This window comes from Sorangium sp. So ce321, from assembly GCF_051530195.1.
GTDB lineage: Bacteria > Myxococcota_A > Polyangia > Polyangiales > Polyangiaceae > Sorangium.
Map to the genome: position 1 here is coordinate 11,843,928 of NZ_CP150329.1, position 25,293 is coordinate 11,869,220.

The 25,293-nt window shown below is 69.0% G+C and carries 19 protein-coding genes; 11 read left to right on the forward strand and 8 right to left on the reverse strand.

Annotation, left to right across the window (positions count from 1 at the left end):
- Positions 1-456 precede the first annotated feature (456 nt).
- The 3 genes from WME89_RS43905 to WME89_RS43915 all read left to right on the forward strand — a co-directional run bounded on the left by WME89_RS43905 (position 457) and on the right by WME89_RS43915 (position 3,915).
- Positions 457-1,122 (forward strand): TlpA family protein disulfide reductase, encoded by a 666-nt coding sequence (locus WME89_RS43905; protein WP_438005535.1) that lies wholly within the window; start codon positions 457-459, stop codon positions 1,120-1,122.
- A gap of 142 nt (positions 1,123-1,264) precedes the next feature.
- Entirely contained in the window at positions 1,265-1,789 is a 525-nt protein-coding gene (locus WME89_RS43910) for a TlpA disulfide reductase family protein (protein ID WP_438005536.1), read from the forward strand.
- Between the two features lie 110 nt (positions 1,790-1,899).
- Positions 1,900-3,915, forward strand: coding sequence for a hypothetical protein (locus WME89_RS43915; protein ID WP_438005537.1), 2,016 nt, complete (start codon positions 1,900-1,902; stop codon positions 3,913-3,915).
- 24 nt (positions 3,916-3,939) lie between these two features.
- Here WME89_RS43915 and WME89_RS43920 read toward each other — a convergent pair whose 3' ends face one another.
- On the reverse strand, positions 3,940-5,262 hold the full coding sequence (locus tag WME89_RS43920) for a hypothetical protein (RefSeq protein WP_438005538.1): 1,323 nt from the start codon (positions 5,260-5,262) through the stop codon (positions 3,940-3,942).
- A gap of 97 nt (positions 5,263-5,359) precedes the next feature.
- Here WME89_RS43920 and WME89_RS43925 point away from each other — a divergent pair, with 97 nt between their 5' ends.
- Both WME89_RS43925 and WME89_RS43930 read left to right on the forward strand, forming a co-directional pair.
- The gene (locus WME89_RS43925) at positions 5,360-6,349 is read left to right on the forward strand and encodes a diacylglycerol/lipid kinase family protein (protein ID WP_438005539.1); all 990 of its coding nucleotides are present in this window, start codon (positions 5,360-5,362) and stop codon (positions 6,347-6,349) included.
- A 131-nt stretch (positions 6,350-6,480) separates the two neighbouring features.
- The gene (locus tag WME89_RS43930) at positions 6,481-7,443 is read left to right on the forward strand and encodes an acyl-CoA desaturase (RefSeq protein WP_438005540.1); all 963 of its coding nucleotides are present in this window, start codon (positions 6,481-6,483) and stop codon (positions 7,441-7,443) included.
- Between the two features lie 187 nt (positions 7,444-7,630).
- On the opposite strand, the gene WME89_RS43935 is transcribed toward WME89_RS43930, so the two are convergent.
- Positions 7,631-9,316, reverse strand: coding sequence for a CTP synthase (locus WME89_RS43935; RefSeq protein WP_438005541.1), 1,686 nt, complete (start codon positions 9,314-9,316; stop codon positions 7,631-7,633).
- 451 nt (positions 9,317-9,767) lie between these two features.
- Between WME89_RS43935 and WME89_RS43940 the strand changes: the two genes are divergently transcribed.
- Positions 9,768-10,667 (forward strand): fumarylacetoacetate hydrolase family protein, encoded by a 900-nt coding sequence (locus WME89_RS43940; RefSeq protein WP_438005542.1) that lies wholly within the window; start codon positions 9,768-9,770, stop codon positions 10,665-10,667.
- A gap of 47 nt (positions 10,668-10,714) precedes the next feature.
- Here the strand turns inward: WME89_RS43940 and WME89_RS43945 are convergent, their stop codons facing one another.
- Together WME89_RS43945 and WME89_RS43950 are read right to left on the reverse strand one after the other, a co-directional pair.
- Positions 10,715-11,197, reverse strand: coding sequence for a hypothetical protein (locus WME89_RS43945; RefSeq protein WP_438005543.1), 483 nt, complete (start codon positions 11,195-11,197; stop codon positions 10,715-10,717).
- The gene (locus WME89_RS43950) at positions 11,194-11,706 is read right to left on the reverse strand and encodes a hypothetical protein (RefSeq protein WP_438005544.1); all 513 of its coding nucleotides are present in this window, start codon (positions 11,704-11,706) and stop codon (positions 11,194-11,196) included. Before WME89_RS43950 ends, WME89_RS43945 begins: the two co-directional genes overlap by 4 nt.
- A gap of 165 nt (positions 11,707-11,871) precedes the next feature.
- On the opposite strand from WME89_RS43950, the gene dacB reads away from it, so the two are divergent.
- Entirely contained in the window at positions 11,872-13,446 is a 1,575-nt protein-coding gene (dacB, locus tag WME89_RS43955) for a D-alanyl-D-alanine carboxypeptidase/D-alanyl-D-alanine endopeptidase (protein WP_438005545.1), read from the forward strand.
- 168 nt (positions 13,447-13,614) lie between these two features.
- Here the strand turns inward: dacB and WME89_RS43960 are convergent, their stop codons facing one another.
- The 4 genes from WME89_RS43960 to WME89_RS43975 all read right to left on the reverse strand — a co-directional run bounded on the left by WME89_RS43960 (position 13,615) and on the right by WME89_RS43975 (position 21,112).
- Positions 13,615-15,099 (reverse strand): sigma-70 family RNA polymerase sigma factor, encoded by a 1,485-nt coding sequence (locus WME89_RS43960; RefSeq protein WP_438005546.1) that lies wholly within the window; start codon positions 15,097-15,099, stop codon positions 13,615-13,617.
- A gap of 1,437 nt (positions 15,100-16,536) precedes the next feature.
- On the reverse strand, positions 16,537-16,899 hold the full coding sequence (rplT, locus tag WME89_RS43965; RefSeq protein ID WP_437503396.1) for a 50S ribosomal protein L20: 363 nt from the start codon (positions 16,897-16,899) through the stop codon (positions 16,537-16,539).
- Between the two features lie 26 nt (positions 16,900-16,925).
- Positions 16,926-17,123, reverse strand: coding sequence for a 50S ribosomal protein L35 (gene rpmI / locus WME89_RS43970; RefSeq protein WP_012239854.1), 198 nt, complete (start codon positions 17,121-17,123; stop codon positions 16,926-16,928).
- A gap of 185 nt (positions 17,124-17,308) precedes the next feature.
- Entirely contained in the window at positions 17,309-21,112 is a 3,804-nt protein-coding gene (locus WME89_RS43975) for a DUF3857 domain-containing protein (RefSeq protein WP_438005547.1), read from the reverse strand.
- A gap of 744 nt (positions 21,113-21,856) precedes the next feature.
- Here WME89_RS43975 and WME89_RS43980 point away from each other — a divergent pair.
- The 4 genes from WME89_RS43980 to alr all read left to right on the forward strand — a co-directional run bounded on the left by WME89_RS43980 (position 21,857) and on the right by alr (position 25,259).
- Complete coding sequence (locus WME89_RS43980; protein WP_012239856.1) at positions 21,857-22,339, forward strand: roadblock/LC7 domain-containing protein; 483 nt, start codon at positions 21,857-21,859, stop codon at positions 22,337-22,339.
- Between the two features lie 11 nt (positions 22,340-22,350).
- Entirely contained in the window at positions 22,351-22,941 is a 591-nt protein-coding gene (locus WME89_RS43985; RefSeq protein ID WP_012239857.1) for a GTP-binding protein, read from the forward strand.
- Positions 22,942-23,332: 391 nt separating this feature from the next.
- Entirely contained in the window at positions 23,333-23,881 is a 549-nt protein-coding gene (locus WME89_RS43990) for a hypothetical protein (protein ID WP_438005548.1), read from the forward strand.
- Positions 23,882-24,119: 238 nt separating this feature from the next.
- Positions 24,120-25,259, forward strand: a complete 1,140-nt coding sequence (alr, locus tag WME89_RS43995) for an alanine racemase (RefSeq protein ID WP_438005549.1) — start codon at positions 24,120-24,122, stop codon at positions 25,257-25,259.
- The last annotated feature ends 34 nt before the right edge of the window (positions 25,260-25,293 follow it).

Genomic DNA, 25,293 nt, shown 5'->3' on the forward strand with positions numbered 1-25,293 from the left:
ACTTGAGCACGCAGCGGTTGCCGACGCAGGTGTTCCCTTCCAAGCAGAGATCGGGCCTGCACTTGCCCTCGCAGACCCCGTCCACGACGACCCCCCCGAAGCATTCGTCTCGCGGAGTGTCCGACGAGGAGCAGGCGCCGCTCGCGCCGGCAGCCCCCATCGCCAGGCAGCCGAGCATCAGGAACGCGTGGATACGATGGAAGCGGGGCCGATGGGCGCTCTGAGAGGCGACAACCTGCTGCATAGGACCTCAGCGCGGGAAACGCCCGCGGATCGGGGCAGGCACGGCGGGCCTGACCGGAGATTGCGGAAAGAACCCCCCGAGCGAAGCGGGCTCGACAAGGTTGCCCTTGACGCCCCCGGGGCCGCCCAGAAGAATGAGCACTCCTACACCATACTTCAGGCGGTGGCATCATGCGAATGGACGCTGTTCTCGGTGGGATCGGCCTTGGCCTCGTGGCAGCCTTGGGGCTCGTCGGCTGCGCGGGAGAAGAGGATCCCATACCGGCTCCTGATTTTCCCGAGGGGACGGGGCAACCTGCGGCCAACGCTGCTCGCTACCCTGCAGGCCCCTATGGGATCAACCCCGGCCGGGTGATCGCGAACTATCAGTTCGTCGGGTACGCCGACGCCGACGCAAACAACGCGACGATGCAGCCGATTCAGCTCGCCGACTTCTACAACCCGACCGGGACGGAGGTCTTTCCCGAGGGCTCGCAGTACGGCGCTGGCGAGCCGAAGCCGAAGGTGCTGCTGATCGACGTCTCGTCCGTATGGTGTGGCCCCTGCAAGATCGAGGCGGAGTCGGTCCTGCCGAGGCTCTACGAGAAGTATCAGCCGCTCGGCGGCGAGTTCCTGGTTCAGCTCGCGGACGGGAGGAATCCGGGCGAGCCGGCGGTGGCGCGCGACCTGTTCCGCTGGACGACCCAGTACGAGGTGAAGTACCCGTCGGCGATCGACCCTTCATACAAGCTCGGCGCGCTCTTCCAGGCCGACGCGTTCCCTGCGAACATGCTCGTCAAGACGCAGGACATGACGATCGTCGAGGTCGTCGCCGGCGTGCCCGAGGAGAACAGCACTTTCTGGCGAACCTTCGAGAAGATCATGAACGGCGAGATCTGAACGGATCGCCGTGGGCGCACCGCCGAGCCGCCTGACGACGCGCCCGAGTGGAACACCCCGCCAGGGCGCGCCAGGCGCCCGCGACGTTGAGCCTCATGCCGGTCGGCCGCTCGGGCCGGCCCATTCGCTACGGAAGCCCCCGATGAACCGAACACCCCACTACGCACTCTCGCTGGCGTTCGCTCTCCTCAGCCTCGCTGCCACCTCGTGCGGAGCAGCCTCCGGCGGCTCCTCGGCGAGCCCGGCGCCGGACTTCTCGCTCCCCGCCCTCGACGGCAAGACGGTCAGGCTCTCGGACTACGCCGGCAAGAGCGTCGTACTGATCGATTTCTGGTCGACCACCTGCGACCCGTGCCTGGCGGAGATGCCCCACCTCGTCGAGCTCTACAAGAAGCACAGGGACAAGGGGTTCGTCGTGCTCGCCGTGTCGCTCGACGGGCCGGAGTCTCGCGCGCAGGTGAGCAGCACCGTCCACGACAGGGAGATGATCTTCCCTGTGCTGCTCGACGAGGAGACGACCGTGGCCGCCAAGTACAACCCGAAGCGCGAGCTTCCGTTCTCCGTGCTCATCGGACGAGACGGCTCGATTCTCCACAAGCGCGGCGGGTACCAGCCCGGCGACGAGGCCGTGATCACCGAGCAGGTCGAGAAGGCGCTCGTCCAGTAGCGTCGGAGGCGGTCAGTAGCGTCGGAGGCGGTCGCCCCGGCGTGCGTTCACCCCTCCGTGGACGCTCGATCGCTGCTCCACGATCCATGGGTCCGTGGTAGGACCTGACGGTGCGCAGCCAGCTCCACGCCGTCCGTCCTTGCCTGACCGCGGCGCTCCTCCTCGCGGCCGGCCCGGCGGTAGCGGTCGAGCTCCCGAACGTCGGCGGGGAACCTGTCTCGATCGATGTCGTGAACACCGCGGCCGTCAGTTACCACTTCGACAACCGCAACGACGATCGCCGGTATCCTTCCCGTTACCTCGACGACAACTACGGAGAGATCCTCGATCGGCTGGACGCCCAGATCAGCTGGTGGCGCTTCCAGCTCGGCACGCGGCTCAACGCCTCTTTCTATGTGGCGAGACCCTCGTCGACCAGCCTCGAGCTGCAACAGAAGGTCCTGAACGAAGAGGTCGCGTTCGCGCTCGATGATGCCGCGCGGGAGCTCCACTCCCGGTATCTGACGACGGTCTATCCGGCGAAGCTGTGGCTCACCTACACGCAGCCGGGCATCGAGGCCACCGTGGGCGACGTCTACGCCCAGCTCGGGCGCGGCCTCGTCCTCAGCGTGCGCAAGATGGACGAGCTGGCCATCGACACGACGCTGAGAGGCGGCAGGCTCGTGCTCGACAAGGACTTCCAGCTGTTCCGTCTCGAGGCCACCGCCATTGCCGGGCAGATGAACCCCCTGCGCGTGGACGACGCGAGCGGCAGGCGGCTCCACGGAGACGGGTCGCCGCTCTTCTTCGGCTTCCCTGGCGCCGACGACCTGGACACGAGCGAGACGACGGTGGATGCGCAGGGGAACCCCCGCACCCGCAAGGTGACCGAAGCGGCGCGGCCGAACTACCTGGAGGACACCGTGGTCGGCGGACGCCTGGAAGCGGGCGTGAAGGGCGTCGAGATCGCCGCGAACGGCGCGCTGCTGCTACGCAAGTCGTACACCGAGGAGTTCAACCGGTGCCTGGCCGAGGGCGGCGCAGACCCGCAGGCCGCGCGGCGCCTGTGCGGCGGTGAGTTCCCGGAGTTCAACGTCGTCAGCGCCCCCCCTGCGCGGCAGCACGACACGATCCGGACATTCAGCGGCTCGGTGAGCGTACCGTCCATCGCCGAGCGCGGCGATGTGTACGTCGAGGTGGCCGGCCAGCAGCTCCGCAAAGGTCACCTCTTCCGGGAGAACGTGCCAGCAGAGGACCTGTCGGGCTACGCCGTCTATGTGGCGGCGAACGGGCGCAGCGGGCCGCTCGCCGTCTCGCTCGAAGGGAAGCACTACCGCCGGTTCTTCCCCCTCTCGGCCAACATCGACGTCTCCGTGCTCTCGAACCCGGGGTTCAACGCGCCAGAGTTCGAAGGGGTGGCGTACAACCAGCCTCCGACCGCTGAGCCCGTCTATGTGGAGCCGATCGGATCGCCCAACGTCTGTGTAACGGGCGGCCGCGGGCGCGTCGACTACCGCTTCAACCGGGGCGCAGCCATCTACGCCTGGCTCGGTCACTACGTGAGCTTCTCGGAGCGCAAGGCGAACTACGAGTGCGAGACGGACGACGAGAACCGGACCGACACGTGGGACGTCGCAGCAGGCACCGAGCTCGACTTTGACCGGCGCCGCTCGCACGTGCGCGCGTGGGCCGGAGTTCGGCAATCCGATGAGGCCGATACGGACCACGTCTTCTACAGCGAAGGTTACGTTCGCTACGACGTCGTGAAGCACCTCGCCGGCGCGTTCTCCGTCCAGCTGCAGGGCAACGGCCGTCGCCGCTACAGGCCAGAGAACTTCGAGTCGCCCTGGGTCGAAGGGGAAAACTACCTCGCGCTCCAGTGGTCGCCCCACCTCGCTGCAATTTTTGGCTACGAGTACACGTCCGAGCCCGGGTGTGAGCCCGGCAAGGACGGCGACCTCTGCCACTTCTTCAACGGCGGGCTGCAATGGAAATCCGGTTCGAGGGAGACGGCGCTCGAGCAGATCGTCGACACGGTGCAGCTCTTCGTCGGCCAGCGGCGCGGGGGCCTGCGTTGCGTCTCCGGCGTGTGCCGTTTCTTCCCGCGGTTCGAGGGCGCGCGGCTCGAGCTCGTCTCGCGGTTCTGAGCCCGAGCGGGGCGCCGGCCGCGATCAGGACGCGCCGAGGATGGAGCAGGCCACCGAGGTCCTGACCTGGGGCTCGGCGTCGGCGAGGAGCAAGGCGGCGCGCGGGAGCTCGCCGAGCTCGACGAGGCCTGTCCCCGCCGCCTCGCGCACCGGGATCTCCCGCGATCGGAGGTCGCGCTCCAGGAGCGGCACCGCCGCGCGGACGCCTGCACGGGCGAGGACTCCCCGCGCGAGCACCGCGCGTGTCGACGTTCCGGAGGCGAGCCTCATCAGCCATGCGACTGCGGCGGCGCGCTCGCGCGCCGCGACGACGCGCGGAGGTGCGTCGACGTAGCGGGCGTGCGCGGCGAAGGCGACCGCGTCATCGGCATCGCCCTGCGCCTCGAGGAGCGCGGTCCGCGCCGCAGCGTCCTCGAGCGGCACGGAAAGGATCGCGTAGATGCGATCCCTGCTCTGGCTGGTACGGAGGGCGTTGATCAGGACGGCGACCGCTTCCCCGGCGCCATCGCCGCCCGCGCGCACCAGGGCGCGCGCGGCGGCGATCGCGGGCGCGCCGCGCTGGGTGGAGATCGCCCAGAGGAGCTGCGCGCGCCCGCCGGCGTCGATCGCGCGGGGCGCCGCCCACGCCTCGGCGATCGCTTCACGCCCCGGTTCATCGGAGAGGACCCAGACATCCCGCAGGGCCAGCACGATCTCTCGACCGCCGAGCGCGCCCGCGGCGCGGATCGCGAGCGTCCGCGCGAGCGGGTACGGGTCGAGCCGCGCCGCCTCGAGCAGCGCGCCCCGATCGTTCGGGTCCGCTGCCGCGCTCGCGGCGCGGAGCGCCGAGGCGCGCACCTCCTGATCTCCGTCCAGCATCCGCGCGCGGCGCAGCGCGCCGTCCTCGGCCGTGACGAGCGCCCGCGTCTGCAGTGCGCGCAGCGCTGCGTCCTTGCCGGGGTTCCGCCCCGCAGCCGCGTCGGTGGCGTACCGCTTCACGCCTGCCGGCGCCGTGAGCCCTGCCTCGAGGAGGATCATCGCTGCGGCCGTCGCCATGCCATCCGAGCCCTCGGCACGCTCGGCGAGCGCGTCCTCCAGCGGGCGCGCGCACGTCCGGAGCTCGCGCAGCCGCTCGACCCCGGACGGCGGCGTGGCGCGCGCGATCTCCCCCTCTGCGACCGCGCGGGCGATCGCGCGCGCCTCGTCTCTGTCCAGCGCGCCGCGCCGCAGCTCGTCGTCCACGGTGCGGCGCAGCTCGTCGAATCTGCCCGCCTCGGCTGCGCGCACCGAAGCTGATCTCGCACAGCCGGCGACCGCGGCGAGCGAGAGGAGGCCGGCGAGGATCGACCCGAGAAGCACGCGGTGCATGAGGCGCCTCTTAGCGCGCCGAAGTTCGCGTTCGAAGCCCCTTCGGCTCGACCACCCCGGGAATCCGTTCTATACGGCGCGCTCACGTTCCGGCACCATGCGTATCGACGTCATCGTCAACACCCGAGCGCGCCGGTACCGGGCGGGGCCTGCGCTCATCGATCGCATGGCGGCCGCGTGCGCTGGCGGGGCGGAGCTCCACCCGACCTCGAACGTCGCGGAGCTCGCGGACGTCTGCGACCGGATCGCCCGACGTGGCACGGATCTCGTCGCGATCTCCGGCGGAGACGGCAGCTTCATGGCGGGCGTCACGGCGCTCGCCCGCGCCTTCGGCGAGCGCTCCCTGCCGCCACTTGCCCTGTTGCCGGGGGGCACCGTCGCGACCGTCGCGCGGAACTGGGGTACGAGCGGCGATCCCGCTGCGCTCCTCGCGCGCATCGTCCGCGATCACCGCGACCTTCGCAGCGGCGCCGCTGTCCGTGGAGCCGTCCGCCGGCCCACCTTGCGCGCGCGCGCGACCACGCGCAGCGGTGTCGAGGAGCGCATCGGCTTCATCTTCGGCACCGGGCTCGTGGCCAGCTTCTTCGATGTCTATTACGAGCGCGGAGGTGACGGATACAGTGCCGCAGCGCGCATCGTGGCGCGGGTGTTCGTCGAGTCCTTTTACGGCGGCGCCTGTGCGCGCCGGGTCCTCGATCCACTGCCGTGCACGATCGAGGTGGAGGGGCGGCAGCTAGCCCCGCGCGCCTGGTCGCTGATCTGCTCGTCCGTGGTGCGCGATCTCGGGATCCACATGCTGGTCACCTACCGCGCTGGCGAGGATCTAGACCGCCCGCACCTCGTCGCCAGCGCCCTGCCTCCCCGGGGCCTGGGGCCCCGCGCGCCGCTCGTCCTTGCGGGCCGCCGGATCGGCGGCAAGGACCACTTCGACGATCTTGTCCGTGATTTCACGGTCCGCTTCGGCGCCTCGACCGGCGCGACGTCGCTCGACGAGGGCCCCTATATCCTCGACGGAGATCCTCTCCGGGCGAGCGAGATCAGGATCTCCGCCGGGCCGTCCATCGACGTGCTCTCCCTGCGCCGCTGACGTCGCGCGCTCGTCGGCGACGTGCGCCCGAGCTGTCGGTGCGCCGGGCGCTGCGTTGCATGACGGAATCATGACCGGCGTAGTGAACCCCAGTGACGGGCATGCCCGATGCTCCATCCATCTTGGAAACCATGACGCAACCCCCTGCATCGAGCCCTACACGAGTCGTCGTACCGAAGCATGGCCCGGGCTTCGGTCAGCTCTTCAACGTGCTGGGGATCACCGCGATCCACGTGGGCACCGTGGTCGCCGTCCTCCGGGGCGCCACCTGGAAGCTCGCGGCGCTCGCTGCGGCCACGTACTTCATCCGGATGTTCGCGATCACGGGGGTCTACCACCGGTACTTCTCGCATCGGAGCTACAAGACGAGCCGCGGCCTCCAGTTCTTGCTCGCGTTGCTCGGGACGACGGCGACCCAGAAGGGCCCGCTGTGGTGGGGGGGAACGCACCGCGTCCATCACAAGTACTCGGACACGGAGCGCGACGTTCACAGCCCGCTCCGCAGGGGTTTCTGGTACGCGCACATGGGCTGGTGGCTCGGCCGCGAGCACGAGGAGCTCGACCTGAAGCGCATCCCGGACTTCGCCGGGTTCCCTGAGCTCCGCTGGCTGGACCGCTACCACGCGGTCGGGCCGCTCGGCCTGATGGCGCTGCTCTTCGCGGTGGGCGGCTACGATGCGTTCCTCTGGGGCTACGTCGTCTCGACGTGCGCGCTCATGCACGGGACCTTCACGATCAACTCCCTCGCGCACGTATTTGGATCGCGGCGCTACGCGACGACCGACACGAGCCGCAACAATTTCTGGCTCGCGCTCATCACCCTCGGCGAGGGCTGGCACAACAACCACCACCACTACATGAGCAGCGCGAACCAGGGCTTCTTCTGGTGGGAGATCGACGTCAGCTTTTACATCCTGCGCGGGATGGAGAAGCTCGGCCTGATCTGGGATCTCCGGATCGCGCCGGCGCACGTCCTGCAGCGGAACCTGCTGAAGGAGGTCGGCGAGCGTTCGCCGCTCCTCGCCCCCCAGACCGCGCCCGTCGAGCCCCTGGACGCCCCGCCCCTGGGCCGGCCGAGCCTCGGCGACGTCTGACACGGCCGCCCGCGACGCTCGACCTCGATGATCACGGACGGAGGCTGCGCAGGGCAGCTTTCGTCCGCAGGAGCTAGCAGCAGCGGCTCCGCAACCAGCGACCGCACCACGCACACTCTCGCCGCCGGGGCGGCGATGGCCAGAGGTCGCTCAGGATCTCTGGCGCAGACGCTCCTCGCGCGGGACGCTAGTTGACGGAAGAGGCAGCTTGCTGGGTATGGGCGGCGGCGGAGTCGCCCGGCTTCGGCTTCTCTGCCTTGTTGCGCTCGCGCTGGCGCTCCAGGCCGGCGCGCACGAACCGCGCGAAGAGCGGGTGCGCGTTATGGGGCCGGCTCTTGAACTCGGGGTGGAACTGACAGCCCACGAAGTACGGATGGTCACGCAGCTCGATCATCTCCACGAGCCGCTGGTCCGGCGACGTCCCGGAGAGCACGAGCCCCTTCTGCGTCATCGCCTCGCGGTACCTGTTGGCCACCTCGTACCGATGCCGGTGCCGCTCGCTGATGCTCGTCTGCCCGTACGCCTCCGCGGCGACCGAGCCCTTGTCCAGCACGCACGGGTACGCGCCGAGGCGCATCGTGCCGCCCTTCTCGACGACCCCCTTCTGATCGGGCATCAGGTCGATCACAGGATAGGCGGCGTTGCGATCGAACTCGACAGAGTTCGCACCCGTCATGCCGCAGACATGCCGCGCGTACTCGACGACGGCGAGCTGCATGCCCAGGCAGATCCCGAAGAACGGGATCTTCTCCTCGCGCGCGTAGCGGATGGCCTCGATCTTCCCCTCGGTGCCGCGGTCACCGAAGCCGCCGGGCACGAGGATCGCGTCGAGGTTCGACAGCAGCTCGGCCGCACCGCGCGCCTCGATCTGCTCGGAGTCGATGTACTCGAGCTCGACCCGCACGTCGTTGTGGAGCCCGCCGTGGACGAGCGCCTCGTGGAGCGATTTGTACGCGTCGCGCAGGTGTACGTACTTGCCGACGACGCCGATCTTCACGATGCCGCGAGACGGCTTCTTGAACCGCTCGACGATGCGTTGCCAGGCCGACAGGTCCGGCTGCCTCGCCCAGATGTTGAGCAGCTCCGTGATCTTCTCGTCGATCCCCTCTGCGTGGAGGACCAGCGGGAGCTCGTAGATGCAGTCGACGTCTACCGCCGCGATCACGCAGTCGACGGCGACGTTCGAGAAGAGCGAGATCTTCTCCTTCATGCTGCGCGGGAGCGGTCGATCGCAGCGACAGAGGAGGATGTCCGGCTGGATGCCGATCTCGCGCATCTCCTTCACCGAGTGCTGGGTCGGCTTCGTCTTCAGCTCGCCCGCCGTCGCGATGAACGGCACGAGCGTGACGTGCACCGAGATCGCGTTCTGCGCGCCCGATTCCACCTTGAGCTGCCGGATCGCCTCGATGAACGGGAGCGACTCGATGTCGCCCACGGTGCCGCCGACCTCGACGATGGCCACGTCAGCGCCGTCCGCTGCAGAACGGATGCGCAGCTTGATCTCGTCCGTGACGTGCGGGATCACCTGCACCGTCGCCCCGAGGTACTCGCCGCGGCGCTCCTTCGAGATGACCGCCTCGTACACGCGGCCGGTCGTGAAGTTGTTCTGCCTCGTCATCCGGGCGAGCGTGAAGCGCTCGTAGTGCCCGAGATCCAGATCGGTCTCCGCGCCGTCGTCCGTGACGAAGACCTCGCCGTGCTGGTACGGCGACATCGTGCCGGGATCGACATTGATGTACGGGTCCAGCTTGAGGTGGGTAACCTTCAACCCACGGGACTCCATCAGGGCCCCGATCGAGGCCGCGGCCAGTCCCTTGCCGATCGACGATACGACTCCGCCTGTGACGAAGACGAATTTGGTCCGCTTGCTCATGACCCATCGCTCCGCTGCGCCGTGTGCGCGCCTGTAACCAGTTCCTCGATCGGCGCTCAAGGAGTGAGCCCTCCGAGGTTCGGCTGTCCACGGCAAATGCCTTGCCCGGCTTACAAGCCGCACGGCCCCGTCAACAGGACCGAAGCCGGAGGACCCCCCGCGAGGAGAGATCCCGCACCGGCAACAGAACCGGACCTGCCGTACGAGCCCATCTACAACCAGAAGGGCCCGCGGCAAGCCTGCGCGACGTGATGCCGCTCTGAATCCGCCGGCATTCTAGGCCGCTCTCCAGGCGCGTCAATGCAAAGGGTAATCCGATCTCCCGGCCCGGGCTGCGTGCCGCGGGAGCAGGCGCCGTCGGCGGGACCGATACCGCGGGGCCCCCCGTCGCGCTGAGAGCTCCGGCGACCCGGGATGGTACGCTCCGCCGGCGCCTCGACCCGGCCGTATCATGAGAATCGCCCACGTTTTCCAGCTCGCGACGTCCACCCCGATCGTCGCGCTGGAACGCGACGGCGCGCTCTACGATGTCGCGGAGCTCGAGCGCCACTTCGGAACGAAGCTCGCTGACATCCCCGGCGTGTCGGACTTTCACACGCGCGTGGTGGCGCTTCGTTGTGCCGGTCTTCACGCGCTGGATGACCGGCTGCTCAGCGGGGATCGTCCCTCCTCGGCGCAGCTACCCCCCGACAGCATCCTGTGGCTGCCGCCCTGCGTCACCGATCGCGCCGCGTACATCCAGCTCGGCCCCTACGCGCACGACGCCGATCACCCCTGGTACCGCTTCGGCAACAGCCGCGCGCTGCTCGGACACGCTGCGGCGATTCCCTTTCCGGCGCTCGAGGACGAGCCTGCCTACGAGCTGAACCTTGCGGCGCTCCTCTGCGAGGATCTGCGGCGCGCCACCCCGGACGAAGTGGAGCGCGCGATCGCCGGCTACGCCGTGCTGAACGACTGGACGGGGCGCAGCATCGAAGCGCGGTTGCTGGCGCGCGGGCTGCCCCCTTCGGAGGCGAAGGACTTCGCCACGCAGCTCGGCCCGGTGCTCGTCACGCCTGACGAGCTGGGCCCGGTCGAGGCGTTGCGGACCCAGGCTCGCGTCGACGCCGACGCGCGCACCTGTTCCCGCGTCGGCGAGTGGACCTTCTCGTTGGCCGAATCCATCGCGTACATCAGCAACCAGGTCGAGCTGCGCGCAGGCGACGTGGTGGGAGCAGGCCGGGTCTCCGGCGGGAGCGCTGACCAGCACGTGCCGTACGGTGCCACCGTGGAGCTCATGATCGAGCGCATCGGACGGATATCTGGCAAGCCTGTCCGCGGCCCCGCTCCGCCGCCGTGGCGCCGACGGTGAGCGGCGCCAGCGCGCCGTGCCGTGGCGCGCATGGTTTCCCTGCTCGATCAAAAAGTGCCGACGACGCCCAGGCCCATCCCCGTCGCGGTGATGACGGGAGCCGCCCGCACCGTCAGGGCGGGCGTGCTCGGGGGTCGCGCCGAGGGCGCCTCCGTGGTCATGAAGATGCCCTCGCCAACGAGGCCGAGGCCAGCGAGCTGCGCGAGCCCATCGATGACGGTGAGCGCGCCGCGCACGTACAGCTTCGCCCCGCAGTCAGGATCGTCAGCGGCGCAGCCGTTCTTCGCGAGCGCGAGCCAGGGGCCGGCGATCGGGATCTTCAGCTCGCTCGACCCGGGCACATCGGGCCACGACGACGCGGCGAGGAACGCCGCGCCGTAGGCGACCGCCGTCACGGCCACCCCGCCGAAGATGAGCTTCGCGCGCACCGACGACGGCGGGTGCCGTGCAGGGGCCGGCGGCTCCTCTGCGCTGGCGGTAGCAGCGGTCAACACGAGCGCAGCCGCGAGGGCGAGGGCGGCGCTCTTCATGGGGACTTCGCGCTGGAAGACGCGGAGCCGGCCTTCTTGGCCGGCAGCTTCACGGTGTAGGGGACCTCGAGCGGCTCGCCCTCGAACGGCAGCACGATCTCCCCGACGAAGGCGCGCTTGACGCAGGCCTCGGCAGGCGTTCCTGCGAAGGGTGGTCCAACCAGCACGTCGGTCACGCGCCCCTTCTGGCCGTCGAAGACGACCTTGACCTCTCCCTCACCGGTCGGCGCGTTCGGCACGACCTCGGCGCAGTTCGACGCCTTGTCCCCCCCGCGTCGCAGCGCGATCTCCATCTGCTTCTTCTGATCGGCGTTGAGGCCACCGCCGCTGTCCTGCGACGCGCTCGCCTCGCTGTCGGAGCTGTCCGTCTCGGCGGGCGCGCCCTCGCCCGAGTACGCTTGGTCGAAGTTGTAGTCTTCCCCTGCCTGCTTGGGCTTGGCGCCCGAGCATGCCGACGCCGCGAGAAGGATGAGCGGCAAGAGCGCGCGGGTCGAGTGCTGCTGGGACACGGTGTCCTCCCTTCGAACAGAGCGTGAAGAAGTGCCTGCGCGCACCCTAGCAAGCTCTCCTTTGCGAGGACAACCCCGACCGCGCGTCCGAACTGCCGGGCTGCGCCGAGCAGTCGACCGGAGGAGGCGCCCGCGGCGGAGACATTGTACAGCCGGAGAGCCGTCATGCCTCGACTCACCCGCCGGACCGTCTCCTTGATCGCGCTCCTGCTCTCGTCGACCCTCGCCCGTCCGGGCGGCTCGCAGCCGAGCGACGGCGGCAAGGGTGCCGCAGCGCGCGCGACCGGCACCGCGAGACCGACGCAGGAAGCACCCGGGGGCCCGAGCGCGCCTCCGTCGCCCCTCGCCGCGCCTCACCCTCAAAAAATCGACCCAGGCCGCACTCGAGAGTCGCTCGAGAAGCTCACCGCCGACGTACGACGCCTGGGGGGGCGGGTCGGCGTGCTCGCGCTCGACGTCGCCAGCGGAGCGCCCCTCGCCGCTTTCGATGAGCGCGGCCTGTACAATCCCGCGTCGAACGCGAAGCTGTTCACGGCAGCAGCCGCGCTGCGCCTGCTCGGGCCGAGCTACCGCTACCTGACCGGCCTCCACGGGGAGGCATCGAGCGGAACCGTCGCGGAGCTCGTGCTCCGGGGCTCGGGCGACCCGTCGCTCAGGACGCGCGATCTCTGGGAGATGGCGCGCGATCTGCGCGCGACGGGCGTCCGCAAGGTCGCAGCGATCGCGGTGGATCAAGGCTACTTCGACGCGCGCTACGTGCCTCCGGCGTTCGAGCAGCAGCCGGAGGAGTGGGCGGCCTTTCGCGCCCCGGTCGCGGCAGCGTCGCTGAACGCGAACACCGTGCTCTTCACGGTGCGCCCGTCGAAGGCAGGCCAGGCAGCGTCCGTCGCGATCGACCCCCCTGGCTTCGCCCTGCTCCGCGGCAACGTGACCACCGCTCGGCGCGGCACACCAGAGAAGATCGGGATCCGACTCGAGCCGAACGGCCAGCGCCTCGCCGTGCACCTCAGCGGCAACATCCCGGAGGGGGGCCGCGCGGTGAGCCTGGCGAGGCGCGTCGATGATCCGCGCCTCGTCGTGGCGTATGCGCTCAAGGAGATGCTGCAGGAGGTCGGCGTCGAGGTCTCCGGTGAGGTGCGGCTCGGCGGCGAGCAACAGAAGCGGCTCCTCGTCGCCCACCGCTCGGCGCCCCTCGGCGAGCTGCTCGCTGCCCTCGGCAAGGACAGCGACAACTTCTACGCAGAGACGATCTTCAAGACGATCGCCGCAGAGAAGCGCGGTCGACCCGGCACGGCGGAGGCTGCGGCGGAGCTGGTCGGCGAGACGCTCAGCGAGCTCGGCGCCGCGCAGGAGGGTGTCGTCATGAAGAACGGCTCCGGCTTGTTCGACGCCGCCCGCGCGTCGCCTGAGTCCATCGTCCGGCTGCTCCGTGCCGCGCTCCTCGATCCGGCGCTCGGCGCCGATTTCATCGCGCAGCTCGCGATCGGCGGTGTGGATGGCACCTTGCGCGGCCGCTTCCGCGGGTGGTCGAAGGAGCGCGCCATCCGCGCCAAGACGGGAACCCTCGCCTCGGTCGTCGCCCTCTCCGGCTACATCCTCCCGCCACCCGGCCGCTCCCCGATCGCCTTCGCCGTGCTGGCCTCCGATCTTCCGGGGAAGATCGAGCCGGTACGCAGGGCCATCGACGACTTCGTCGGTTCGCTCGCCGACGAGCTCTGGAAGGGTGCACGCTCGCCCTGAGAGGCCGCGCGGTCTCAGGACGACGCGCGGCGTGCCCGCGATGAGGCACCAGCTCTCCGCTCGCTTCGGCGCGCCCCCGGGCAAGACGCGTGATCAGGGGGCTCGAGCAGCGCGGCCGCGCAGCATGACGCTGCGCGGCCGCATCACCGCGATCGCTGTGCGCGCCGCTCAGTAGTCGCGCATCTGCTTGCGGATCTTGCCGAGCGCCTGCTCCTGGAGCTGGCGGATGCGCTCGCGCGACAGGTTGTACTTGTCGCCGATCTCCTTGAGCGTGAGCTCGTCCTCATCATCGAGGCCGAAGCGCCAGCGGATGATCCGCGACTCGATCGGCGTGAGGGTGGTCAGGAGCCGCCGGACCTCGTCGCTCCACTTCCTGTTCGCCAGGTGATCGAACGGCGAGAGGGCGTTCTCCTCCTGGAGGAAGTCGATGAACTTCCGCCCGTCCTCATCGCCGACCGGGCGATCGAGGGAGAACGGCGTCTCCGCGTAAAAGTCCTTCACCTTGTCGAGCTTCTCGCGCGGGACCCCCGTCTCCTTCTCGAGCTCCTCGATCGTCGGCTCGTGCCCGGTGCGCGCGATGATCGCCTGCGTCGCCCGCGCCACGCGGTTGTACGTGTCGAGCATGTGGACCGGGATGCGAACCGCCCGGCCCTTGTCGGCAAGCGCGCGGCTGATCGCATGCCTGATCCACCAGGAGGCGTACGTCGAGAAGCGATAGCCGCGGCTGTGGTCGAAGCGCTCGACCGCCTTCATCAGCCCGATGTTGCCTTCCTGGATCAGGTCGATGAGCGGCAGACGACCGCGGTTGTAGCGACGCGCGATCGAGACGACGAGCCGCAGGTTGGCCTTCACGAAGCGGTTCTTCGCGTCGTGCTGCGCCTGGAAGGTCCGCTCGACCCGATCGAGATACTTGCGGTACGAGCTCGACATCGGGAGCCTCGGCCGCGTGGGACGGGTCTCCTCGGGATCGCTCACGTCGTCCTCGAAGTCGGGCTCCCGAACGAGATCGCGCGCGATGGTGAAGGCGCGGGCCATCCAGAGGCGATCCGAGTCCGGGAGGCGGACCGCCGCAGCGAGCTCCTCGGAGAGCTGGCTCCACGGCTTTTCCTGCTCGGGCAGGAGCTTCCCCTTCTGCTTCTTCGACGCGCGAACGAGCTTCTGCATCTCCGCGATCTGCGGAGCCTTCACCTCATCCTCGCCGGCCTTGGCGACATCCTCCTCGAGCGAGGTGAGGATGTACTCGGCCGCAGGCAGGTACGAGAGCAGGGCGACCCAGTGCTCGACCTCGGTCCGCTCGACCGCGCGGGCGGTGTCGAGCTCCTCGTCGGGCCCCATCACGGGGTGCAGCGCCATGTCCCGGAAGTAGCGGGCGAGCATCGAGTCGCCCCCTCCGTCCTCGACATCCTTCAGCTCTCGATCCTGGCTCCTCGCACGCTCGGGCTGAGGCAGCCGGTCGAGCGGGCCGAGGTCCAGGTCGATGAAGTCAGCCGCCCGATCCTCGTCGAGGATCTCCGCCGGGCGGGGTCGCACGACGGTCTCTTCCGCCTGGTCGTCCTCCAGAAGGTTGAGGGCTGCGACTTCCGGCGTGGCCGTCCCAGCCTGAGCGAGCGGGTCGCCCTTCACTACAGTGGCGTTGCTCTTCGTCGACCTCATGGCGGCTCCCTCCACGGTGGTAGCTCCTTGAAAGTGCGAGCGCGGCGACTGGCTGTCCCCGAATTCTTCGACCTCGGAGACCCCCGAATCGGTGGTCTGCGATGCCGCCCGCCGGGGAGCCGATGCTGTCTCGGCTCCCTGCGAGCTCTTGGATGCCGCGAGCCGCGCAGAGGTACCTACAGCGGAGGACTTGGCGTTTCTCCGCGCAGTTTCTGGACGGCGGGCGGTCGACGTGCTCATCTTGGTCTTTGTGTCGGCGTTCACTTCTAAACGGCTGACCTTGCGAGATTGAAATGCCTCGTCACCTTTTGACGGCGGGCGAGGCGATTTCGTGCCAAACAGGGAGCAGGAGCTGGCTGAAGGAGCCCCTGTTGAAACTGGCAACCGCTGGTGCTTTCTTTTGATTCCGGTCGAACTCTTCCCGCCAGAGGCGGGTCTGCTCTTGCAGAGTGATGCTTTTGCGCCAGCTCCCGATGGCAGCCCAACTCCAGAAGCAAGAACAGTGCCTTTTTTGGCGTGCGTTCCGTGTTCTCCCGTTTGAGAGCTCGACCTGGGTGCGGTATGTAGGCCGCGAGGCGCCGTCCGTGCCGTATCGAGCGAAATGTTTCGCTGCGACCGAGCCGAACTGCATGGCTGGGTACGCTTCCGAAGACGCAACAACATCGGCAACCTGTCCTTCTTGGTGGCACCTCGAGTCCGCCAGCCTCCCACGAATTGGTGGGCCGCCCTCGCCGCGCGGGCAGGGGGATTCCTTTATCCTTTCCAGCGGTGGAGTGGCTGGGCCTGACTTCTGAGGCCGTTCTCTCAGTGAGCTTCGATGTTTCCTGAACCTGGGCCTCCCGGTGGCGATGTCGAGCCCTCACCCGACGGCCAAAGGCGGAGAAGATTATTTTTCGCGAGATGGCGCCTGGAAATTTAGTATTTCCAGCCATTGGCTCAGGTCTGACGGAGACTGCGACGACGAACGTACCCGTGGAAGACAGTCAGGAATGACCTCTGGTTCCTCAGGTCCTGAGGCTGGGCACGTCATCCCACATCAGATCACATTTTGCTGTCCCGAGTTTCCCGGTAGCCTGAGCTGGGTCGTGATTCACCCTGGCAACAGGGTCATAGGGTGCCACCAAAGATGCGGTTCATGGCGTGCAGGAAGTGCACACTGTGCATCTGTTTGGTACCGATTCGCCTCACCAGAGGGGACCGGCTGACTGCGCGATGTGGACGTCCCGCAGCAGCTCGTCTGCTTCGCGAGGACACATCGGGGCAGCCAGGGCTAGCAACGCCACCCCTGGACGCTCGACTGGGAGCGCGGCTTCAAGTGCCCGAGCTCATTCGAGAATCAAGCGGTTGTTGAGGTGATGCGAGCCGGGCGGCCTCGGCCAAGTTCAACCCTGCCGCATGGCAGCGCTGAAACAGGCCGATCTGGCCGCCCTGGGGGCGTCACTTCGATGCAGCAGGAGAGGAGGCGAGCTTCGCCACGGCACCGAAGGACGCAGGATCGTGGATCGCGATCTCCGAAAGGATCTTCCGGTCGAGCGTGATGCCTGCCTTCTTGAGCCCGCTGACGAGACGGGAGTACGTCGTGCCGTTGAGGCGCGCGGCAGCGTTGATCCGGGTGATCCAGAGACGGCGGAAATCCCGCTTCTTGAGCTTACGGCTGATGTAGCCGTACTCCCAGGCGTGACGAAGAACCTCGACCGCTTGACGGAAGCGGTTCTTTCTGCCGAGGAAGTAGCCCTCGGTCTGGTTGAGGACGCGGTTACGACGGCGACGAGCCTTGAACCCTCTTTTTACGCGCGGCATCGGAGCTTTACCTCAGGGTTCCGGGGTCAGCCGTAGGGAAGAAGCAGCTTGACGCGCTTCTCCATCGCCGAGTCGACCATGTCGTTCTTGCGAAGGCGACGCAGGCGCTTCTTGCTCTTCTCCTGCATGCAGTGGTTGAGCCCGCCCTTGCTGCGGCGGATCCGGCCGGAGCCGGTCACCTTGAACCGCTTGGCTGCGGCGCGGTTGGTCTTCATCTTCGGCATGACGCCCTCGATCCGAGTGCCTACGCTCCCGGCGGCCCCCCTCCGAACCACCGGAGAGGCTGTTCTGTGCCGCAGGGATGCGTAGAAGGGGCGCTTTATGGCCATCCGGCGCTGGATTGTCAAGGTCTGCCGTGGGACCTCCCCGGGAGAACCAGCGCGACGGAGCCCGGGAGGTCGGGCCTCGCTTACTTGCCGAGCACGACCCGCTGGCCGAAGGCGCGGTCCGCCGTCTCGCAGAACGTTCGGAAGGCCATGTACTCGGACGGCTTGATCCGCGACTTCGCGAGAGAGATCTGGCTGCGGACGACGACCTTGCCCGCGGACTGCTCGACCGAGATGGAGAACTTGCCGAACGGCGTGTCCAGGTCCTGGGGAAGCGGCGCCCTGGTGACGCGCCAGCCCTGCGGGACGCGGATGGACCACTCATCCTGGCGCGTCGTGAGCGCGGGGATGATCACGTCGCGGGTGCGCGTGGACAGGGAAGCGAACTCGGTCGCGAGGCGCTGCGTGGGGACCGCGGGGATCGACAGGCTGTCGCCTTCCTTGCGAGCGAGCGCGACAGCCTTTCCTCGAGCCCGCAGCTTCACCGCTTGCTCGATGTCCTCGAGGTCGTTCACCTCCACCCCCGCCCTGCCAGGAGCAAGCTCGACCGTACCGAAGTCCGCGGCGAGGTCACGGCCTGCCCGGTCGCGGCGCGTTCCCTCCGCCATGTAGCGGGTCCGCCACTCCGGAGCGAACGCGCCGGCCACCTGGATGTCGACGCCGAGCTGGGCCGAACCGTCGGCGCCGAGGGCGATGTCGACGGTCCGGTGCACGACGGAGGCCTCCGGCGCGGGCTCGGGGAGACGAACGAGCTTCGGCTTGCCCTCGTTGATCTGAAGCGCCATCGCGCCGCGATCCATGATGGGCAGCTCGGTCGAGCCCGAGTGCTCCGCCGTTCCGTCGAGGTAGAGGTCGAGCGAAGGCACATACGCGATCGCATGGTCGAACGGGGCAAGGCTCGCGGGCTCCGGCTCGATGCCCCCTCGCATGCGGGTGCGCACGAGGACGATCGTCGCTGGGATGCCGAGCTCCCGGAGCATCGTGACGATCAGCGTCGCCTTGTCCTTGCAGTCGCCCCAGCCGCGAGCGAGCGTCTGCGCGCACCTCCTCGGGCGGATGCCCTCGATGCCGAACTCGAGCGCCACGTAGCGCGTCTCGGTCGCGTACTTGTAGATCGCGCGGACCTTGCTCAGATCGTCGGAGAGGTTCTTCGTGATCTCGCGCACGCGCTTGCGCACCTCGTCGTCCACGTCGAACTGCTCTCGCGCGAGGCCCCAGTACCAGGAGCCGACCTCGTCCCAGCTTTTGAAGGTCGAGACGTGAACGTGCGCGAGGAGCTCGGACCACGCCGGCATCGCGGGCTCGGGCGCCACCGGCGGGACGGAGGCGGCGGAGAAGCGGAAGATGCGCCGCTCGGCGTCCTCCTTCGTCTCGCGCACGAGGCCCGGGAGGTTGGACGCGAAGATGTGGAACGGCTTCATCTTGGGGGTGATCAGCACGTACTCGCTGCTGGCGATCGGCTCGTCCCCCTGGAGGTACTCGATCTCGCCGAAGTGATCGGCGATCTCGTTGCGAGGGCTCACGTCGTCGATGCGGTACCGCAGCTCCACGACGTCGCCGGCGTTGAGCCGCGGGAAGCTGACGTAGAACGTGCGCGCTGAGGTGTACATCGCGAGCGCCGGGTTGTTCGCGCCCGCTTCCCCGCTCTCGATGGCCCCGTCGACCTTGCCGTCTGCCCGGTAGACCTTGGCAGCGCGGAGGCTCACGGTCTGGCGCTCGGCCTGGTACTCGAAGGCGTACTGCCGGGCGCTCGCCGCGGCCTCGTCCGTGAGCGGCTGGAACACGACCTGACGGAACCGGCTGGCGAGGCCGTTCGGGAAGACGGTGGTGACGGTCAGGCTGCGCAGCGTGCGCTTGGGATATTGCCGGTCAGCGCCGCGCCGCATCGGAAGGAAGCGCTCGGGCGCCCAGGCGTAGGCCTCGTCGGCGCGCGGCTTCGGCGGCTCGATGTGCTCGATGTACTCGCGCACGTCCTTCACCTGAGGGCTGATGGCCAAGATCTGCTGGAGCATCTCCAGCTGCGCCTCTCGGTTGCCCTCCTCGCCGTAGAGATCCGAGAGCGCGCGCAGCGTGCCGATGTCCTCTGGCGCCATGGCGAGCGCGCGCTGATGAGCGGCGAGCGCTCGGTCGCCCTGCCCGAGCGCTCGGTACGTGCGCGCCGCGACGGAGCGGGCCCAGACGGAGTCAGGCTCGCTGCGGAGGAAGCGCTCGAGCCAGCGCTCCGCGCCCGCCGCATCGCGGCGCGCCACCGCGAGGTCGACCTGCTGGTGCAGGAAGCTCGAGTCGTCGAAGCGCAGCGCCGCGTAGCGCGCCTCCATCTCGGCGGCCTCCGTATCGCGGCCGAGCGCGCGGAGCTGCGCCGCCGAGGCGCGGAGCAGCGAGACGCTGTTCGGCTGGCGCGCGAGCGCTCGCTCCAGCGTGGCGAGCGCAGTGCGCTTCAGCCCCGCCTCCACGTACAGGTCGACAAGACCGAGGACGGCGGTGACGTGATCCGGGTCGGAGGACAGGATGCGCTCATAGATCGGAGCGGCCTCCCGCCAGTTCGGGCTCGTCTGCGCGAGCCGCGCCTGGGAGAGCAGGACGTCCACGTCCTCGCGCCCGCGGCCCGCGAGCGCAGCGGCGCGCTCGATCCACGCACGCTGCTGGTTTCTGTCCTCCGAGAGCTGACCGGCGAGCAGGTAGCGACGTACGCTCGGCTCGGCCTCGGCGGAGCGGCGCGCGAGGTCGCGCGCCCTGTGCTCGCCCTCCGCGTCGCCGCCCGTGAGCATGAGGTACCGCGCGAACGCCTCGAGGATCGCAGGCGAAGGCCGGCCGGCGCTCGCGGCGCGCTCGAACGCCTGCATCGGCCCCTCGATGGCGGGCGCACGCGCGGCGCGCGGCGCGCCCGGCCCTCCCACCTGCGCCCGCGCCTCGCCCGCGCGCTTTGCGCCGGCGGCTTCCCCTTGAGGCGTCGTCACCTGCGTCCCGACGTCGGAGGTCACGTCCAGCTCGAGATCCGGCGCCCCTCTCTCGTCGCCGATGCGCAGCGCGAACTTGGGCGCCGATGCGCCTCCGCAGACCTTGATCGTCAGGCGGTTGTAGCCGGGCTTCAGCGCCACCGTGGTGGCGAACCGGTCGATGTCGAGCTCGCGATACCCGGCATCGGCCAGGACCTTCTCGCCGTTCCAGAACAACTTGAACGCGCCGTCCGCTCCGACCCAGATCGATATCGGTCGAGGCGCGCGCGTCCCGACCTTCGCCCGGACGAACGTCGTCGCGTAGCCGCAGATGCCCTCCACCGGGCGGATGAAATCGCCGAAGTCGAACCACCCGTACTGCGGCGCCTCGGGCGGCACGCGCCAGCGCACTGCCCGCGCCTTGCCGTCGTACGTCCTGCCCGCCGCGATCGGCTGATCGAGCTCCTCCTCGGGCCCGAACGCGCGATCGAAGCCCCCCTTGTTCTCGTTGTCGAACGGGCCGATCGTCGCCCAGCGGCCGATGAACCCGAGCTTCTGGACCCTCGCGACGGCTCCGTCGAGATCGCCTCGCCGCCTGCGCGCATACGCCGAGAGGAGCTCGGCATAGACCCGGGCAGGCGCGCTGGTCGCGCCGCCCTCCGCGATCGATGCGATCGCCTCCTCTACCTGCGTCGGATCCGCGCGGTCCCACGTGCGCCAGAGCTCGCGCAGCGCACCGTAGACCTCCGGACCTCTCGCCGCGCGGACAGCCGCGTGCGCGGAGAGCACCTCGGGGTGAACCGCGCCGAGCTCGGCGCGCGCATCTGAACCGATCGACGCGGCGCACACGAACGCCGCCGCCCCCGCGGTGATCACGCGGGACAGGCGCCTCGTCGTCCCAGGGTTGAGCTCGATCTTCCGGGGCTCGGTCCGGCTGAGCACGTCACGCATCCAGGGCGCTATCCCGTGGCCGAAGCCATCGGTCAAGCGCAAGCCATGGCCGCAGGACCGCCGCAGCGGCCCAGGTCAAGTGGTCACGCCCACGGCGCCAGCGGAGCTCGCGCAGCCGGACCACGGTCCCGGGGCTCGGCCGCCGAGCAGCTCGTTCATGAGCTCGGCACGCTCCCCCCGCGGCGATCCCGGGTCCTTCGGCCCGGCACACAGCGGCAATGGTGGACCATTCCGCGACCAGCACGCCCCGAGGAGAGCCCGACCGAAGTCGCTCGCGTTCAAGAGGAAAAGCCAACGTTTTCAACAGCTTACTTTGGAACGCCCTCCGGCTTGCGGTCGCAGACCAGCATCCGGGAGGCGCCGGAGCGGGAGGCCCTTGGGGTCAGGGGTGGGAGCACGCGCCGTCGGGTTCGGGCAGGGCTCGGAGGGGTCCGGCTGCGCGATCCTCAAACTTCCAGAAAGGGCCGCCTTGCTCCGCCGCACCTGCTTCGGATAGAAACGTCCCAAGATGTACGGGCGCACGGTCGAGGAGCAGTCGCACTGCGCGCCGCGAACCGGTCATGCAAGTCCCAGGCAGCGAGCGTGGCGCCGCGAACGTGGTACCGGTGGTACGGCATGCCCGCACAGCGGGACGCCAGTTGGATGATGATGGTCGGGCGCCGCACGTGCGGCGCCCGGTGATGACAAGGGCGACAGAGCCCGCAATGCCCAGGGCCCCATCGCGAGAGCGCTGGCGGAGGAACGATGGTCAACCCTCAGATGGTGATGTACGAGGAGGAATTCAATCAGATCCAGAGCGTGGTGGATCGCCTCGTCAAGGACGCCAATGCGAAGGTCGTCTTCATCGTTGACAAGAACGGGCAACTGATCGCCGCGAGCGGAGACGTCGACAACCTCGACACCACGTCGCTCGCCTCGCTGACGGCGGGGAACATCGCCGCCACGGGCGGGATGGCGAAGCTCCTCAAGGAGAACGAGTTCGCCACTCAGTTCCACGAGGGTGAGAAGGCGAACATCCACATCCAGCTGGTCGGGAACCGCGTCATCCTCGTGGTGATCTTCGACTCAAAGTCGAGCCTCGGGTTGGTGAGGCTCCGGGTGCGAAAGGCGAGCGAGGAGCTCAACCACATCTTCGAGGCGCTGCTCAAGAAGGTGCAGGAGCCGGGCGCTGACTCGCCGTTCGCCGAGATCACCGACGAGGACATCGACAACCTCTTCAACGACTAGGAGCGCGGTCGATGAGCTTCATCAATTACATGGCGCGCGAGATCAACTGCAAGATCGTCTATTACGGCCCGGGTCTCTGCGGCAAGACGACGAACCTGCAGTACATCTATGAGCGCACCAACCCGGACGCGAAGGGGAAGATGATCTCCCTCGCCACCGAGACCGACCGGACACTCTTCTTCGACTTCCTCCCGCTCGCGCTGGGCGAGATCCGCGGCTTCAAGACGCGGTTCCACCTGTACACGGTGCCGGGGCAGGTCTTCTACGACGCGAGCCGCAAGCTCATCCTGAAGGGCGTCGACGGTGTGGTCTTCGTGGCGGACTCACAGCTCGGCCGCATCGAGGCGAACCAGGAGTCGGTGGAGAACCTCCGCACGAACCTGGCCGAGCAGGGCTACTCGCTCGACAAGATCCCGTACGTCATCCAGTACAACAAGCGGGATCTGCCGGAGATCGGCACGGTCGAGGAGCTCCGTTCGCTGCTCAACCCGACGAACGTCCCCGACTTCGAGGGGGTCGCGCGAACCGGGGTCGGGGTGTTCGACACGCTGAAGGCGGTCGCCAAGCTGGTGCTGACCGAGCTGAAGAAGGGCGGCCCCTAGCTTCGAGGGGCAGCCGCAGGTCCGGAGGCGGCGCAGCGAGCGAGACCGAGGGCCCCGCTCGCCTTCGCCGCAGCCCTTAGGCGCGCTGGTAGATGCGGTTCCGCCGGTTGCGGTTCTTCGCCTTCAGCTTGGACCGGTAGCGCTTCGACTTGGAGCGCGTGGTCTTTCGAGGACCTTTCGACAGCATGAGGAACATGAACAGGCTCCGTTGAGGCGCCCGGCGCGGAGGCGTCGTGCCGCCGCTGCCGGTGCGAAGGGGCGGCAACCTACGGCATCGCAGGGCAAAATTCAACCGGAGAGCACCTCTACCCGGCGGTCGGACAGGTTCCGGCGGCGAGGAGCCAGGGGCGGCACCGGGGCAGCGCTTTTCTGCTATCGGTGTCCGTACCCCGTGCGGTTCCGAACCCTCCTCTGCCTGGCCGCCATCTCGGCGACCGCCTGCGGCGCGAGCATCAACGCGGTGTACGAGGGAGACGTCCGCTTCGAGCACTGCATGGCGCTCGACTCGATGGCGGACATCAAGCCGACGCTGCGGCGCGCCTGCTGGGACGAGTGGCTCCAGTTCTACACGTTCGGCCAGACCCGCGACCGCGTGGAGTACGCGACGCTCCGGGAGAGGCAGCTCAGCCGCGCCAGCGACTTCGACGAGGGCGAGTGGAGCCCGCCCAGCAGCCGCGCTCCCGCCGTGCCGGAGCCGACGAGCGCGCTCGCACCGCCGCCCAGGCTCCTGAACGCCGACGTGGCCGCGCCCGCCGAAGAGGCGGACGCGGGCGCCCCCGATGCGGCGCCCGACGCCGCGGAGGATGCGGCGCCGCCCGGCGCGGAATGCAGCGCGGCGTGCGAGGCGAGCTGGAAGGAGTGCCAGCAGGACTGCAAGTCCGCCGGCTGCGAAAAGGCGTGCACCGCGAAGTACACGCGGTGCATGCGCCGCTGCTTCTGACCGGCGTCCGCGCTCTGCGCGGCATGCCTCACCTTGTCGTACCAAGATGGCGCGGAATCTTGACCCGCGCTCGAGCGTAGGGCTATCCGCGTACACGATGTCCGCTTCGCACGCGCCCACAGAGCTCAGCAGCACGACTTCTGATCGCAACGGCACGGCGTCGGCCCTCGAAGGGCTCGGATCGAGCGCCGGCCCGGTGCGGGTGCTGCGCCCACGGCGAGCGGCGCCTGCGGACGCGGTGCGCCCGACCCGCGCGGAGGTGAACCTCGCGCACCTGCGGCACAACCTCCGCGTCCTCGAGCGATCGCTGACCGGCGCGAGGCGGCCGCAGATCTGGGGCGTGCTCAAGGCCGATGCGTACGGGCACGGCGCGCCGGCCGTCGCGCGGACGCTCGAGCGGACCGGCATCCCCGGCCTGTGCGTCGCGCTGCTCGAGGAGGCCATCGAGCTGCGGGACGCCGGCATCCGGCTGCCAGTCCTCGTCATGGGCGGCTACTACGGCCCGCGCCGGGAAGGGTTCGAGGAGATCATCGCGCGCGACCTCGTGCCGGTGGTCTACGACGCGGGCCAGATCGAGCGGCTCGCGAGCGTGGTGCGGCTCGAGCAGCGCAGCCGCGTCGGCGTCCACCTCAAGGTCGACACCGGCATGGGACGGCTCGGCACGGCGAGCTCCGAGCTGGAGGCGGTGTTCGCGATGCTCGCGAAGCACCCAGAGGTGAGGCTCGACGGGCTCATGACCCACCTCGCCTGCGCGGACGCCGACGATCTCGGCGTGACGATCGAGCAGATGAAGCGCTTCGAGGAGATCGAGCAGCGGGCGAAGAGCTTCGGCCTGACGCCGAGGGTGCGACACGCCTCGAACAGCGCGGCCATGCTGCGCCTGCCGGACGCGTGGCTCGACGTCGTTCGACCCGGGGTCGCGCTCTTCGGCATCTCGCCATGCGCAGGGCTCGCGCCGGACCTCAAGCCGGTCATCCGCGTGCGCAGCGAGATCGTCGCGCTCCGCACGATCGCGAAGGGCGACAGGATCGGCTACGGCCACACATGGCAGGCGTCACGGGAGAGCGTCGTCGCCACCGTGCCGATGGGTTACGCCGACGGTCTGAGCCGTCAGCTCTCGAACCGCGGGGCCGGGCTCGTGCGCGGTCAGCGCGCGCAGATCGCGGGCGCGGTGTCGATGGATCTCACCATGCTCGACGTGACGGATGTCCCGGGAGCACGCGTCGGGGACGAGGTGGTGTTCCTCGGAACACAGGACGGCCCGCTCGGGCGCGCCACGATCAGCGCAGAGGAGATCGCCGGGCTCACGGGGACGATCGCCTGGGAAGTGCTGACGAGCATCTCGCGCCGCGTGCCCAGGTTCTACCGCGAGCCCTGAGCGCGGCGAGCGCCGCCGCCACGGCGCCGGCGCT